At 62.2% G+C, this 13,958-nt stretch carries 14 protein-coding genes; 12 read left to right on the forward strand and 2 right to left on the reverse strand.

What is annotated here, in order from left to right:
- The first annotated feature begins 218 nt into the window (after positions 1-218).
- From RTP54_RS28960 to RTP54_RS28990, 7 genes are all read left to right on the forward strand, one after another.
- Complete coding sequence (locus RTP54_RS28960) at positions 219-1,208, forward strand: ABC transporter substrate-binding protein (RefSeq protein ID WP_112810482.1); 990 nt, start codon at positions 219-221, stop codon at positions 1,206-1,208.
- A 113-nt stretch (positions 1,209-1,321) separates the two neighbouring features.
- On the forward strand, positions 1,322-2,875 hold the full coding sequence (locus RTP54_RS28965) for a sugar ABC transporter ATP-binding protein (RefSeq protein WP_312367398.1): 1,554 nt from the start codon (positions 1,322-1,324) through the stop codon (positions 2,873-2,875).
- Positions 2,876-2,915: 40 nt separating this feature from the next.
- Positions 2,916-3,893: an ABC transporter permease gene (locus RTP54_RS28970; RefSeq protein WP_112810484.1), complete on the forward strand. Its 978-nt coding sequence runs from the start codon at positions 2,916-2,918 to the stop codon at positions 3,891-3,893.
- Positions 3,894-3,928: 35 nt separating this feature from the next.
- A complete protein-coding gene (locus tag RTP54_RS28975; RefSeq protein ID WP_312367399.1) occupies positions 3,929-4,951 on the forward strand; it encodes a zinc-binding alcohol dehydrogenase family protein in 1,023 nt (340 codons plus the stop codon).
- A 326-nt stretch (positions 4,952-5,277) separates the two neighbouring features.
- Positions 5,278-6,552, forward strand: a complete 1,275-nt coding sequence (phaZ, locus tag RTP54_RS28980; RefSeq protein WP_112810486.1) for a polyhydroxyalkanoate depolymerase — start codon at positions 5,278-5,280, stop codon at positions 6,550-6,552.
- A 148-nt stretch (positions 6,553-6,700) separates the two neighbouring features.
- Positions 6,701-7,129: a DUF2852 domain-containing protein gene (locus RTP54_RS28985; protein ID WP_112810487.1), complete on the forward strand. Its 429-nt coding sequence runs from the start codon at positions 6,701-6,703 to the stop codon at positions 7,127-7,129.
- 196 nt (positions 7,130-7,325) lie between these two features.
- Complete coding sequence (locus tag RTP54_RS28990) at positions 7,326-8,081, forward strand: M48 family metallopeptidase (protein WP_112810488.1); 756 nt, start codon at positions 7,326-7,328, stop codon at positions 8,079-8,081.
- A 13-nt stretch (positions 8,082-8,094) separates the two neighbouring features.
- Here RTP54_RS28990 and RTP54_RS28995 read toward each other — a convergent pair whose 3' ends face one another.
- Positions 8,095-8,295 (reverse strand): YqaE/Pmp3 family membrane protein, encoded by a 201-nt coding sequence (locus RTP54_RS28995; protein ID WP_112810489.1) that lies wholly within the window; start codon positions 8,293-8,295, stop codon positions 8,095-8,097.
- Positions 8,296-8,426: 131 nt separating this feature from the next.
- Here RTP54_RS28995 and RTP54_RS29000 point away from each other — a divergent pair, with 131 nt between their 5' ends.
- From RTP54_RS29000 to RTP54_RS29020, 5 genes are read left to right on the forward strand one after another with little or no spacing between them, the layout of a single operon-like run.
- Entirely contained in the window at positions 8,427-9,101 is a 675-nt protein-coding gene (locus tag RTP54_RS29000; RefSeq protein WP_112810490.1) for a phosphoribosylanthranilate isomerase, read from the forward strand.
- Complete coding sequence (gene trpB / locus RTP54_RS29005; RefSeq protein WP_112810491.1) at positions 9,098-10,318, forward strand: tryptophan synthase subunit beta; 1,221 nt, start codon at positions 9,098-9,100, stop codon at positions 10,316-10,318. The genes RTP54_RS29000 and trpB overlap by 4 nt, the downstream gene beginning before the upstream one ends.
- Positions 10,319-10,323: 5 nt before the next feature.
- Positions 10,324-11,163: a tryptophan synthase subunit alpha gene (gene trpA, locus RTP54_RS29010; RefSeq protein ID WP_112810492.1), complete on the forward strand. Its 840-nt coding sequence runs from the start codon at positions 10,324-10,326 to the stop codon at positions 11,161-11,163.
- Between the two features lie 50 nt (positions 11,164-11,213).
- The gene (gene accD, locus RTP54_RS29015) at positions 11,214-12,131 is read left to right on the forward strand and encodes an acetyl-CoA carboxylase, carboxyltransferase subunit beta (RefSeq protein ID WP_112818206.1); all 918 of its coding nucleotides are present in this window, start codon (positions 11,214-11,216) and stop codon (positions 12,129-12,131) included.
- 27 nt (positions 12,132-12,158) lie between these two features.
- Entirely contained in the window at positions 12,159-13,502 is a 1,344-nt protein-coding gene (locus tag RTP54_RS29020) for a bifunctional folylpolyglutamate synthase/dihydrofolate synthase (protein ID WP_112810494.1), read from the forward strand.
- A 107-nt stretch (positions 13,503-13,609) separates the two neighbouring features.
- Here the strand turns inward: RTP54_RS29020 and trxA are convergent, their stop codons facing one another.
- Positions 13,610-13,933, reverse strand: coding sequence for a thioredoxin (gene trxA, locus RTP54_RS29025; protein WP_025425335.1), 324 nt, complete (start codon positions 13,931-13,933; stop codon positions 13,610-13,612).
- Between the last annotated feature and the right edge of the window lie 25 nt (positions 13,934-13,958).

The raw sequence follows: 13,958 nt of genomic DNA on the forward strand, positions 1-13,958 counted from the left end.
AGGCGGCAGACGCAGGCACGGCTCCGGAATTCTCGATATCGGAAGGCACATCGGAGGAGACGGTGCCATCACGCAAATCGCAGCAACGACTGCTTGCAAAGCGGAGAGTGTTGTATTAGCGTTTCGATATGTTTTTTATCTATAAAAGATCGATCTGCGCGCACCCGGCTAATCGATCTCCATAAGATGGAACGAGGTGCACTGAGAGGAGAAACCCAATGAGCATAGCCAAGCACATTCTTTCCCGCCGTGCCTTCACCGCTCTTGCCGGCGCGGCGATGATCGCCACGATGGCTCCGGTCGCGTCCTTCGCGCAGGATGTCACGATTCCGATTATCGTCAAGGACACCACGTCCTTCTACTGGCAGATCGTGCTGGCCGGCGCGCGTGCCGCCGGCAAGGATCTCGGCGTCAACGTTCCTGAACTCGGCGCGCAGTCTGAATCCGATATCAACGGCCAGATCAGCATTCTTGAAAACGCCGTTGCTGGCGCACCGGCTGCCGTCGTCATCTCGCCGACCGAATTCAAGGCTCTGGGCAAGCCGATCGACGAGGCTGCCAAGGCGGTTCCGATCATCGGCATCGACTCCGGCGCCGATTCCAAGGCCTTCTCCTCGTTCCTGACGACCGACAACGTTCAAGGGGGCAGGATTGCCGCCGACGGTCTGGCGGCTGCGATCAAGGAAATGTCGGGCAAGGAAGAGGGTGATATCGCCATCATCACCAGCCTGCCGGGCGTCGGTTCGCTCGATCAGCGCCGTGAAGGCTTCCTCGATCAGGTCAAGACGAAGTATCCGGGCTTCAAGGTCGTTGCCGACAAATATGCCGATGGCCAGGCGACCACCGGCCTCAACATGATGACCGACCTGATCACCGCCAATCCGAACCTCGTCGGCGTCTTTGCCTCCAACCTGATCATGGCGCAGGGCGTGGGCCAGGCGATTGCCGAAAACAAGCTCGGCGACAAGATCAAGGTGATCGGCTTCGACAGCGATGAGAAGACGGTCGGCTTCCTCAAGGAAGGCGTGCTCGCCGGCCTCGTCGTCCAGGATCCCTACCGCATGGGCTACGACGGCGTGAAGACGGCGCTCGCCGTCTCGAAGAAGGAAAAAGTCGAGGCCAATGTCGATACCGGCGCCAACCTGGTGACCAAGGCCAACATGGCCGAGCCGAAGATCGACGCTCTGCTCAACCCGAAGGTCAAATAACGGCAATCGGCGGCAGGTGACGCAGGGTTCGCCTGCCGCCGAGAATACGGGTGCCAGCGGTCGGGGACGAGGGCCGATCGCTGGCAGTCCGCATAATGGGGAGGAGTGCTGCGATGCCAGGTCTCGACGAGGTCAGCGAAATCAAGAGCGACGGTTTGCGAACGGCTGCCCGCCACCCGGTGCCGAGGGGCGAACCGATCCTGGAAATGCGCGCGCTGCAGAAGAAGTATGGCGCCGTCGAAGCGTTGAAGCCCGCTTCCATCACATTTCTTTCCGGTGAAATTCACGCCATCGTCGGCGAAAACGGCGCCGGCAAGTCGACGCTGATCAAGCTTCTGACCGGAGTGATCCGCCGGACCTCCGGTGAGATCTTCTGGTGTGGCAAGCCGGTGCAACTCGACAATCCGCAAGAAGCGATCGCGCGCGGCATCAATGCCGTGCACCAGGAGGTGGTGCTGTGCCCGCATTTGAGCGTGGCCGCCAACATGTTCCTCGGCGACGAGATCAATAGCGCCGGCCTGATGCGCAAGCGCGCAATGACCGAAGCGGCCCAGGGCGTGCTCGACGATCTCGGCTTCAACCTGCCGGCGGCCGCGACGCTCGGCAGCCTGACGATCGGCCAGCAGCAGCTGGTCGCAACCGCCCGTGCGGCGATGCGCGGCACCCAGTTCCTGATCTTCGACGAGCCGACCGCCTACCTCACCCGCCAGGAGTCCGCCCAGCTGTTCCGGCTCATTCGCCGGCTACAGGGCGAGGGGGTGACGATCGTCTATATCAGCCATCGCATGGAGGAAGTCTTCGAGCTCGCCGATCGTGTCTCGGTGCTGCGCGACGGCACCCATGTCGGCACGCGAAAGATCGGCGAGACAAACGACGCCGAACTGATCACGCTGATGATCAACCGCACGATCGAGCAGATCTACCACAAGGAACATTTTCAGGCCGGGGAGACGATCCTCGAAACACGGGGGTTGAGTGGTCCGGGCTTCGAGGATGTGTCGCTGACCGTTCGCGCCGGCGAGATCGTCGGCCTCTATGGACTGATCGGTGCCGGCCGCAGCGAGTTTGCCCTTGGGCTTTATGGTCGCCATGCCACGACATCTGGCGAAGTCTACTGGCAGGGGCGCAAGGTCGATATCGCCAATGAGCGCAAGGCGATGGACCTCGGCATCGCGCTGGCGCCGGAAAGCCGGCGCGACCAGGGTCTCTGCCTCAACCTGCCGATCGGCCTCAACATCAACCTGCCGATCTTCAACCGGCTGACGCGCGGGTTGACGATCAACCGCCAGCAGGAAATCGAGAATGCCGACCGGCAGATCAAGGACCTGAAGATCAAGACGCCGTCTCGCCGCGTGCTGGCGTCCGCGATGTCGGGCGGCAACCAGCAGAAGATCGTCATCGGAAAATGGCTAAGCCACGGGGCAAAGCTGTTCATCTTCGACGAACCGACCGTCGGCGTCGATGTCGGCACCAAGGCAGAAATCTACCGGCTGTTTGCCCGGCTTCTGGAAAACGGGGCGGGCATCATCCTGATCTCGTCCTATCTGCCGGAGGTCTATGAGCTGTCGGATCGTCTGCATGTGTTTCGCCGGGGCCGGCTGGTCGCCAGCCACGACTACCGGGCCGCAAGCCATGAGGAAGTGCTGACGCAGGCGATCGGCGTTTGATCGCGACAATGACAATCAAGGGTAAGCAGGGAGAACGACGATGAGTGCTGAATCGGTCGAAAGCGGAACGGGCCCGGCGCCGCGCAAAGGCGTGAGCATCCTGTTCGGCCTGACGCTCCTCGGGCTCCTGCTCTTCCTCTGGCTGCTGCTGGGGCTTGCCACCAACAGTTTCTGGACGCCCAACAATATCAGCAACCTGTTGCGCCAGGGGGCGATGACGGCGATCCTGGCTGTCGGCCAGACCTTTGTCATCATCACCGCCGGCATTGATTTGTCCGTCGGTGCCGTGGTCGGTTTTACCAGCGTGATCGTCGCCTGGCTGCTCGCTGCCGGCGTACCGCTCTGGATCGCCATCATCCTGACACTCGCCTTCGGCGTGTTGATCGGTGCCTTCCATGCCTTCGGCATCGTTCGCATGGGGCTGCCGCCGTTCATCATCACGCTCGCAACCCTGACGTCGCTGCGGGGCATCGGTCTCCTGATCACCAACGGCTCGACGATCTCCATCACCAACGAGGCTTTCACCAACTTCTCCCGCGCCGATTTCCTCGGCGTGCCCAGCCTGTTCTGGATGGTGATCGTGGTGGCGATCCCGGCCTACATCTTCCTGCATCTGAGCCGCTTCGGCCGCTATCTCTTTGCCGTCGGCTCCAACAGCGAGGCGGCGCGGCTTTCCGGGGTCAACGTCCACCGCACCATCTACCTTGCCTACATCCTGTCTTCGACTTGTGCTGCCTTCGTCGGCCTGCTGCTCGCCTCCCGCATCGGCATCGGCAACGCCACCCAGGCTGAGGGCTGGGAGCTGCAGGCGATCGCGTCGTCGGTCATCGGCGGCACCAGCCTTTTCGGTGCGGTCGGCTCTGTGCACGGCCCTCTGCTTGGCGCCTTCATTCTCGCGACGATCAACAACGGCGCCAACCTGCTCAACGTCAATTCGTTCTGGCAGCGCATCATCACCGGCGTGCTGATCATCGTCATCGTCTATTTTGACCAGCTCAGGCGGCGTGGCGCGCGTTAGACGCCAGGCTCGCAGCACAACATACGGAAAATGCCATGAAAGCCGTCCTCTGCCCGCAACCCGGTCGCCTGGAGATCGTCGACCGTGCGCCGTTGCCGGCCCCGCCTGCGGGTTGGGTCAGCGTCGCCGTCAGTCATGTCGGCATTTGCGGCACCGATTATCACATCTTTGCCGGCAAACATCCGTTCCTGGAATATCCGCGCGTCATGGGACACGAGATCTCCGCGACCGTCATTGCCAATGGATCGGGAACTGTAATCGCGCCGGGCACACCTGTCGTGGTCAACCCCTATCTCTCCTGCGGAACCTGCATCGCCTGCCGCCGGGGCAAGCCGAACTGCTGCACGGCGATCAAGGTGCTCGGGGTCCACACCGACGGTGCCTTCTGCGAGGAGATTCTCGTTCCCGAAAGCAATCTTTATCCGGCACCCGATCTCACGCCGGAGGCGGCGGCAACTGTCGAGTTCCTGGCGATCGGCGCCCATGCGGTGCGTCGGTCAACAGCTGCGGCAGGCAGTCGTGCTCTCATCATCGGCGCCGGCCCGATCGGGTTGGGAACGGCGATCTTTTCACGTATCGCCGGTCATGCCGTGACGCTGATGGATACCAGTCGCGAGAGGCTGGAATTCGCCACCGACCGGCTTGGTTTCGGTCCGGGCATCGTTGCCGATCAGAACGCGCGCCAGCATGTCGCCGAGCGCACGGATGGCGATGGCTTCGACGTCGTCTTCGACGCCACCGGCTACGGTGGCTCCATGGAAGCTGCCTTCGGCCATGTGGCGCATGGGGGAACCCTGGTCTTTGTCAGCGTCGTCAAGGACGACATCCGCTTTTCCGATCCGGAATTTCACAAGCGGGAAATGACGCTTGTCGGCAGCCGCAATGCCACCCGCGAGGATTTCGACCATGTCGTGAGCTCGATCCGTAGCGGTCAGGTGCCGGTCGGGACATTGATCACGCATCGAACGACGATTGACGCCGTCGTCGAGGATTTGCCGCGTTGGGCAAGCGAGAAGTCTGGCCTGGTCAAGGCGATCGTTCGCATTGCCGCGGCGTGATCTCTGCTGCACCGCAAGAGTATGGGGCGGGTACAGACGCCCGGGATCGCCCCGAAAATGGCACCCGCTTTCGCCAAAAGGCGCTAATTCCCGGAAGAAATACTCTTTTTCGGCCAGCTACGAGCAAGTCCGTTCGTTAAATATCAGCAATCAAGGCGCAGTCTCGCAGAAGGCGCTTTGTCCGGAGCCGAAACAGGTATAGTTTTTGCAGTGCACAAGAAACAGGGTCGTCTGGCCGGAATTGCCGACACCAAGACAAACAATTGCAAGCTTGCGTCCGACTGGGAGCGGCGTTGTCGTTGATTGAACCAAGGGGTACGCTTCCTATGTTCTACCAGCTCTACGAACTGAATCACGCCATGATGGCGCCGTGGCGCACGGCTGCCGACGCCATGCGGCTCGCCTTCAGCAACCCGATGAACCCGATGTCGCACACCTATCTCGGCCGCGCGACCGCCGCCGGCCTCGAGGTCTTCGAGCGCACGACGCGCCGCTACGGCAAGCCGGAATTTGGTCTGCCCGAGACGATGATCGACGGCCAGCCCGTCGGCGTTCACGAGCGCATCGTCTGGCGCGAACCGTTCTGCAACCTCATTCATTTCGAGCGGGCACTGCCCAAGGGTCGGGCAGCCGATCCGAAGGTGCTGATCGTGGCGCCGATGTCCGGCCACTATGCAACGCTTCTGCGCGGGACGGTCGAGGCCCTGCTTCCGCATTCCGATATCTACATCACCGACTGGATCGACGCTCGCATGGTTCCCTTGAGCGAGGGCACCTTCGATCTCGATGATTACATCGACTACGTCATCCAGATGCTGCACTTCCTCGGGCCGGACACCCATGTCATCGGCGTCTGTCAGCCGGCCGTGCCCGTGCTTGCCGCTGCGGCCCTGATGGAGGCGGCCGACGATCCGCTGTCGCCGGCGTCGATGACGCTGATGGGCGGGCCGATCGATACCCGCATCAACCCGACGGCCGTCAATCTGCTCGCCAAGGAGCGGCCGATCGAGTGGTTCCGCGACAACGTCGTCATGCCGGTGCCGTGGCCGCAGCCGGGCTTCATGCGCATGGTTTACCCAGGCTTCCTGCAGCTCTCCGGCTTCATGTCGATGAACCTCGACCGGCACCTGATCGCCCACAAGGAGTTCTTCGCGCATCTGGTCAAGAACGACGGCGATGCTGCCGAGAAGCACCGCGATTTCTACGACGAATATCTGGCGGTGATGGACCTGACGGCAGAGTTCTACCTGCAGACGGTGCAGGTGGTCTTCATGCAGCACGCGCTCCCCAAGGGCGAGATGGTGCATCGCGGCCGGCGCGTCGACACCTCGGCGATCCGGAAGGTGGCGCTCTTGACCGTCGAGGGCGAGAACGACGACATTTCCGGCGTCGGCCAGACGAAGGCCGCGCAGACGATCTGCACCAACATCCCCGATCATATGCGCATGCACTACATGCAGCCCGACGTCGGACATTACGGCGTCTTCAATGGTTCGCGTTTCCGCCGCGAGATCGCGCCGCGCATCGTCGCCTTCCAGCGCGAGCATGCGCGTCATGCAAAGCCGGTGAAGCAGCTGATCAAGGGTGGGAAGACTGCCTGAGGCCGCTGAAACGCGGGCTTTTGCCCGCGTAGAGTCAAGGGGTTGTCCGATTCCGGGCAAGCGCGTCTTGTAGTCGAAAGCGCGCCTTCCCACATCGTTTTCACCGGGCCGCGATGGGTGGCCCGGGTGATTGCGAGGAATACTGACGATGAACCAATCTGCATTGATCCGTCCGGATTGGACGCCCGCGACCATTGCATTGATGGTGCTCGGTTTCGTGGTTTTCTGGCCGCTCGGCCTGGCCATGCTCGCCTATATTCTCTTCGGCGAGAAACTGAAAACGTTCAAGAAAGACGCCAACGGCACGGTCGACAGCATGTGCTCCGCCTTCAAGCGCGGCAAGCGCTCCAACTGGTCGCAGCCGCATCGCACCGGTAACGTCGCCTTTGACGACTGGCGCGAAGCCGAACTTGGCCGCCTCGACGAAGAGCGTCGCAAGCTCGACGAGATGCGCGAGGAATTCGATTCCTACGTGCGCGAGCTTCGCCGTGCCAAGGACCAGGACGAGTTCGACCGCTTCATGCGCGAACGCCGCAACGGCGGTTCCGGCCCGGTTGCCCCGTTTGAGGCAAGCTGAGTGATGAAAAGGACATCCGGTGTTTCACATGAAACGCCGGATGTTACGATCGGTGCCGGCATCCGGTACTGCCTTCGGTCTAGCGGTGTCGATCATCGGCACGATCGTGGATAAACGCCGCAATTCCCTGGAGCGCGGCATGTCCCGGGGAATTATGCATTGGCCGGAAAGGCCGCGAATCGGTTAGAAAGCCGTCATGTTCCCTTCTTTCACGCGGCGGCGCACTCCTCCGGTTCCAGTTGACACGACCCGAGAAATCGAGGTCGCGGGCAAGATGCTCCCATTGACGATCCGCCAGAATTCACGCGCCACGCGCATGACTCTGCGCATCGAGCCTGGCGGCCGGGCTTTGAAGCTGACGATCCCGCAGGGGCTCGCCGAGCGCGAGGTAAACGCCTTCCTCAACCGCCACCAGGGCTGGCTCATGACCAAGCTGGCGCGCTTCTCGGGCGAGAGCCAGCTGGAGGAGGGCGGCTCTATCCTCATTCGCGGCGTTTCCCATCGCATCGAAAGATCGGGAAAAATCAGAGGCTTGACTGAGGCTGTGGTTGTCGGCGACGACGCAATACTGCGCGTCAGCGGCGGTGAGGAGCATCTGCGCCGCCGCATCGTCGACTTCCTGAAGAAGGAAGCACGCCACGATCTCGACCGGCTGGTCGCGGTCTATGCCGGTCGGATCGGCCGACGGCCGAAATCGCTGAGCCTCAAGGACACGCGCAGTCGCTGGGGTTCCTGTTCTGCTGATGGTGCGCTGAGCTTCTCATGGCGCATCGTCATGGCGCCGCCGAAGGTGATTGCCTATCTCGCGGCGCACGAAGTGGCGCACCTACAGGAGATGAACCACGGGCCGGACTTCTGGGCGCTGTGCGAGAAGCTCTGCCCCGACACCAACGATGCGAAGCGCTGGCTGAGGCGCAACGGCACGATGCTGCACGCCATCGATTTCCAATAGGGCGTTTTCGGGGCTAGCCGCGACTGCGGCCGGCAAGTGCCGCCTGGATCTTTTCGTCCGTCTTGTATTGGCTGAGCGCATAGACCGACCAGATCGCCGCAGGCACCCAGCCGATCAACGTGATCTGCAGGATAAGGCAGATGATGCCGGCGAAGGGGCGGCCGATGGTGAAGAACTGAAGCCAGGGCAGAATGAGGGCAAGCAGCAGACGCATTCGTCTCTCCGTTGTGATAGAATGCATATGGTGAGCACATGCCGGAACCGCAATGCCGCACCCTCTCGACGACGGTGTGCGGGGTGGTTTTTGGCTCGACTCCTGCGACGTTTCATGCAAGGTCGCTTCTCATGAAAACCGAAGTGAAGATATGCGGGCTGAAGACCGCGGAAGCGGTGGATCGCGCGGTTGCGCTCGGCGCAACGCATACGGGCTTCATCTTTTTCGCCAAGAGCCCGCGCAACCTCGAACCCGATGACGCCGGTCGTCTGGCCGACAGGATCCGCGGCAAGGCAAAGATCGTCGCTGTCACCGTCGATGCGGACAATGATGATCTCGACGAGATCGTCGCCGCGCTCAATCCGGACATTCTGCAGCTGCATGGCAGCGAGACGCCCGACAGGGTGCTGACCGTGAAGGCCGTCTATGGCCTGCCCGTGATCAAGGCGCTGTCGATCCGCGAGGCCGATGATCTGAAAAAGGTCGAGGCCTATATCGGTATCGCCGACCGCTTTCTCTTCGACGCGAAGGCCCCGGCGGGATCGGAATTGCCCGGCGGCAACGGCGTTTCCTTCGACTGGACGCTGCTCGATGCGCTTGACGGCAGCGTCGATTACATGCTTTCCGGTGGATTGAACGTGAACAACATCGGTGAAGCCCTGGCGCAGACGCGCGCTCGCGCCATCGATACCTCCTCCGGCGTCGAGAGCGCGCCGGGCGTCAAGGATCTGAAGCTCATGGAATCGTTTTTCGATGCCGTTCGCCAGGCGGAGGCGGTTACGGCACGGTCAGGGAGCAAGACGTGAACGAGGCGCCAAAACTGAATTCCTTCCGGGCAGGCCCTGACGAAGACGGCCGTTTCGGCATTTTCGGTGGCCGCTTCGTGGCCGAGACCCTGATGCCCCTGATCCTCGATCTGCAGGCCGAGTGGGACAAGGCCAAGAACGATCCGGCCTTCAAGGCCGAGCTCGACAATCTCGGCGCCCATTACATCGGCCGCCCGAGCCCGCTCTATTTCGCCGAGCGGCTGACGGAAGAACTCGGCGGCGCCAAGATCTATTTCAAGCGCGAAGAGCTGAACCACACCGGCTCGCACAAGATCAACAATTGCATCGGCCAGATCCTGCTTGCCAAGCGGATGGGCAAGACGCGCATCATCGCCGAGACCGGCGCCGGCCAGCACGGCGTGGCCTCTGCCACCGTCGCTGCCCGCTTCGGTCTGCCCTGCGTCGTCTACATGGGCGCGACCGACGTCGAGCGCCAGGCGCCCAACGTCTTCCGCATGAAGCTGCTTGGCGCCGAGGTGAAGCCTGTCACCGCCGGCAACGGCACGCTCAAGGACGCCATGAACGAGGCGCTGCGCGACTGGGTCACCAATGTCGACAACACCTATTATCTGATCGGCACGGCTGCCGGCCCGCATCCCTATCCGGAGATGGTCCGCGATTTCCAGGCCGTCATCGGCCAGGAGGCGAAGGCTCAGATGCTCGAAGCCGAAGGCCGGCTTCCCGATCTCGTCGTCGCTGCCGTCGGCGGCGGTTCCAATGCGATCGGCATCTTCCATTCGTTCCTCGACGATGAGGGCGTGAAGATCGTTGGCGTCGAGGCTGGCGGCAAGGGGCTGGATGGCGACGAGCATTGCGCCTCGATCACCGCCGGTTCGCCGGGCGTGCTGCATGGCAACCGGACGTACCTGCTGCAGGACGGCGACGGTCAGATCAAGGAAGGCCACTCGATTTCGGCCGGCCTCGATTACCCCGGCATCGGCCCGGAACATTCCTGGCTCAACGATGTCGGTCGTGTCGAGTATGTGCCGATCATGGACCATGAGGCGCTGGAGGCGTTCCAGATGTTGACTCGCCTCGAGGGCATCATCCCGGCGCTCGAGCCTTCGCACGCGCTCGCCGAAGTCATCAAGCGCGCGCCGACGATGGGCAAGGACGAGATCATCCTGATGAACCTCTCCGGTCGCGGCGACAAGGACATCTTCACCGTCGGCAAGATTCTGGGTATGGGGCTGTAACGATCATGACCGCACGCATGGACAGAAAGTTCGCCGATGTGGCGTCGGAAGGACGTCCGGTCCTCGTCACCTACTTCATGGGTGGCGACCCCGATTTCGAAACGTCGCTTTCGATCATGAAGGCGCTGCCGAAGGCTGGTTCCGACGTTATCGAACTCGGCATGCCGTTTTCCGATCCGATGGCCGATGGCCCGGCGATCCAGCTTGCCGGCCAGCGTTCGCTGAAGGCCGGCCAGACACTGGCGACGACGCTCGAGATCGCTCGCCGGTTTCGCGAGGAAGACCAGCGCACGCCGATCGTGCTGATGGGCTACTACAACCCGATCTATATCTACGGCGTCGATCGTTTCCTGACCGATGCGCTGGAAGCCGGCATCGACGGGTTGATCGTCGTCGACCTGCCGCCCGAGATGGACGACGAGCTGTGCATCCCGGCGCTTCAGAAGGGCATCAACTTCATTCGTCTGGCGACACCGACGACGGATGACCGCCGACTGCCGAAGGTGCTCGAAAATACTTCGGGCTTCGTGTACTACGTCTCGATGAACGGCATCACCGGTTCGGCCCTGCCGGATCCGTCCCTGATCGCCGGCGCCGTGGAGCGCATCAAGGCCCATACGAAACTGCCCGTTTGCGTCGGCTTCGGCGTCAAGACGGCAGAACATGCAAGAGCCATCGGTGCATCCGCCGATGGCGTCGTCGTTGGTACGGCGATTGTCAATCAGATCGCGTCGAGCCTGACCGAAGAGGGCAAGGCAACGGACGCGACAGTACCGGGTGTCGAAGCGCTGGTAAGGGGACTTTCGGCTGGCGTGCGGTCCGCACGGCTCGCAGCAGCCGAATAATTGCCTATATTAGCGCGCACAACCCGAAGAAAATCTTCAGGAGTCTATAAGTGAACTGGATCACAAACTACGTTCGGCCGAAAATCAATTCGATGCTGGGCCGCAGGGAAGTTCCGGAAAATCTCTGGATCAAGTGCCCGGAAACCGGCGAGATGGTGTATCACCGCGATCTCGAGGAAAACAAATGGGTCATCCCGCAATCCGGCTTCCACATGAAGATGCCGGCCAAGGCGCGACTGAAGGATCTGTTCGACGGCGGCATCTACGAAGCCCTGCCGCAGCCCAAGGTGGCGCAGGATCCGCTGAAGTTCCGCGATTCCAAGAAATACGCCGACCGTCTTCGCGACAGCCGTGCCAAGACCGAACTGGAAGACACGATCGTCGCCGGTCTCGGCCGTGTTGAGGGCGTCAAGCTCGTCGGCGTGGTGCATGAGTTCAACTTCATCGGCGGTTCGCTCGGCATGGCCGCAGGCGAAGCCATCGTGAAGGCCTTCGAAAAGGCGATCGCGGAGAAGTGCCCGCTGGTCATCTTCCCGGCCTCCGGTGGCGCCCGCATGCAGGAGGGCATCCTGTCGCTGATGCAGCTGCCGCGCACGACCGTAGCCGTCAACATGCTCAAGGAAGCCGGTCTTCCCTATATCGTCGTCCTGACCAATCCGACCACGGGTGGCGTCACGGCTTCTTACGCAATGCTCGGTGATATCCAGATGGCCGAACCCGGCGCCGAAATCGGCTTTGCCGGCAAGCGCGTGATCGAGCAGACCCTGCGCGAAAAGCTGCCGGAAGGCTTCCAGACGGCTGAATATCTCCTGGAGCACGGCATGGTCGACATGGTCGTCAAGCGTCATGACATCCCCTCGACGCTCGCCCGTGTGCTGAAGATCCTGATGAAGAAGCCGGCCGACGCGATCAAGCTCAACGGCGGTGGTGCAGACCCAGTGGCCTTGCCGGTTGCGGCAAGCGCATAGCATACGATCCTATCGGGGCAGGGCGAGATGACAGCGGTGGAAGCCAGCGAAGCAGGCTACGAGATCGAAAAACTCCTTGCCTTGCATCCGAAAGGTTTCGATCTGTCGTTGGACAGAATAACGCGGCTTCTGGCCGCGCTCGGCAACCCGCAGGATCGCCTGCCGCCGATCATCCACGTCGCCGGCACCAACGGCAAGGGTTCTGTCACGGCCTTTTCGCGGGCTCTGCTCGAGGCCGCGGGCCTGAGCGTTCACGTCCATACTTCGCCGCATCTGGTCAACTGGCACGAGCGCTATCGCCTCGGCGTCAAGGGCGGCAAGGGTAAGCTCGTCAGCGATCCGGTTCTGGCCGACGCCGTTCGTCGCGTGGCGGAAGCCAATGGCGGCGAGAAGATCACCGTTTTTGAAATCTTGACGGCCGTCACCTTCGTGCTTTTTGCCGAACATCCGGCCGACGTTGCCATCATCGAGGTTGGTCTCGGTGGCCGCTTCGACGCGACCAATGTCATCAGCAACCCGGCCGTCTCGGTGATCATGCCGATCTCGCTCGATCACCAGGCCTATCTCGGCGACCGGGTCGAGCTGATCGCGGCTGAAAAAGCCGGCATCATGAAGCGCGGCTGCCCCGTCGTCATCGGCCAGCAGGAAGAGGAAGGCGTTCGCGACGTCCTGACCTCGACCGCCGAGCGTCTCGGCTGCCCGATGTCGGTCTATGGTCAGGATTTCCTGGCCCATGAGGAGTTCGGCCGCCTGGTCTACCAGGACGAACGCGGCCTGTGCGACCTGCCGCTGCCGAAGCTGCCCGGCCGGCACCAATATGCCAATGCCGCCGCCGCCATTCGGGCTGTCAGGGCCGCCGGCTTCGACGTGCCGGATGCGGCGATCGAGCGTGGCGTCACCGGGGTCGAATGGCCCGGGCGTCTGCAGCGGCTGGGCGGTGGAAAGCTCGGCCATTATGGCCCGCAGGATGCCGAGATCTGGGTCGATGGCGGCCACAATCCCGGCGCCGGCCAGGTGATCGCCGAAGCGATGGCCAATTTCGAGGAGCGCGAATCGCGCCCGCTGTTTCTGATCATCGGCATGATCAACACCAAGGATCCGCTCGGTTACTTCCGTGCCTTCCTCGATCTGGCCGAACAGGTCTTCACCGTTCCGATCCGGGCGTCCGATGCCGGGCTCGATCCTGTCGCCTTGGCGCAGGATGCGGCCTCGGTCGGCTTCGAGGCGTCCGCTGTGTCATCGGTGGCCGAGGCGCTGACCATGATCGCCAATCTGGTCGATGAAGATCCGACGCCGCCACGCATCCTGATCGGCGGTTCGCTCTATCTCGTTGGCGACGTGCTCGCCGACAACGGTACGCCGCCGAAGTGACCGTCGGACCGCCAGAGGATCATGCGGGCGTCGCAGCGCCGCGCGATCCTGCAGGCAAGAAAAAAGCCCGGCAAGCCGGGCTTTGAGATCGGTTCGAGATGGTGGCCTTATGCGGCCGCAGTCGAAATCCAGGACGTCAGGGCCGTCTTCGGCGCAGCGCCAACCTTGATGTCGGCAACTTCACCGGCCTTGAACATCGCAAGCGTCGGGATCGAGCGTACGCCGTACTGCGCGGCCAGCTCCGGGTTCTCGTCGATGTTCAGCTTCACCACCTTGACCTTGCCGGCGAGCTCGTTGGAGATTTCCTCAAGGCTGGGCGCGATCATCTTGCACGGGCCGCACCATTCAGCCCAGAAATCGACAACCACCGGCTCGGCGGCGTTCAGCACTTCCTGCTGAAAATTGGATGTATCGACTTTTACAGTAGCCATCGGCTGCTCCTTGCGTTCGAAATGT

The organism is Ensifer sp., assembly GCF_031989085.1.
Classification (GTDB): domain Bacteria; phylum Pseudomonadota; class Alphaproteobacteria; order Rhizobiales; family Rhizobiaceae; genus Ensifer.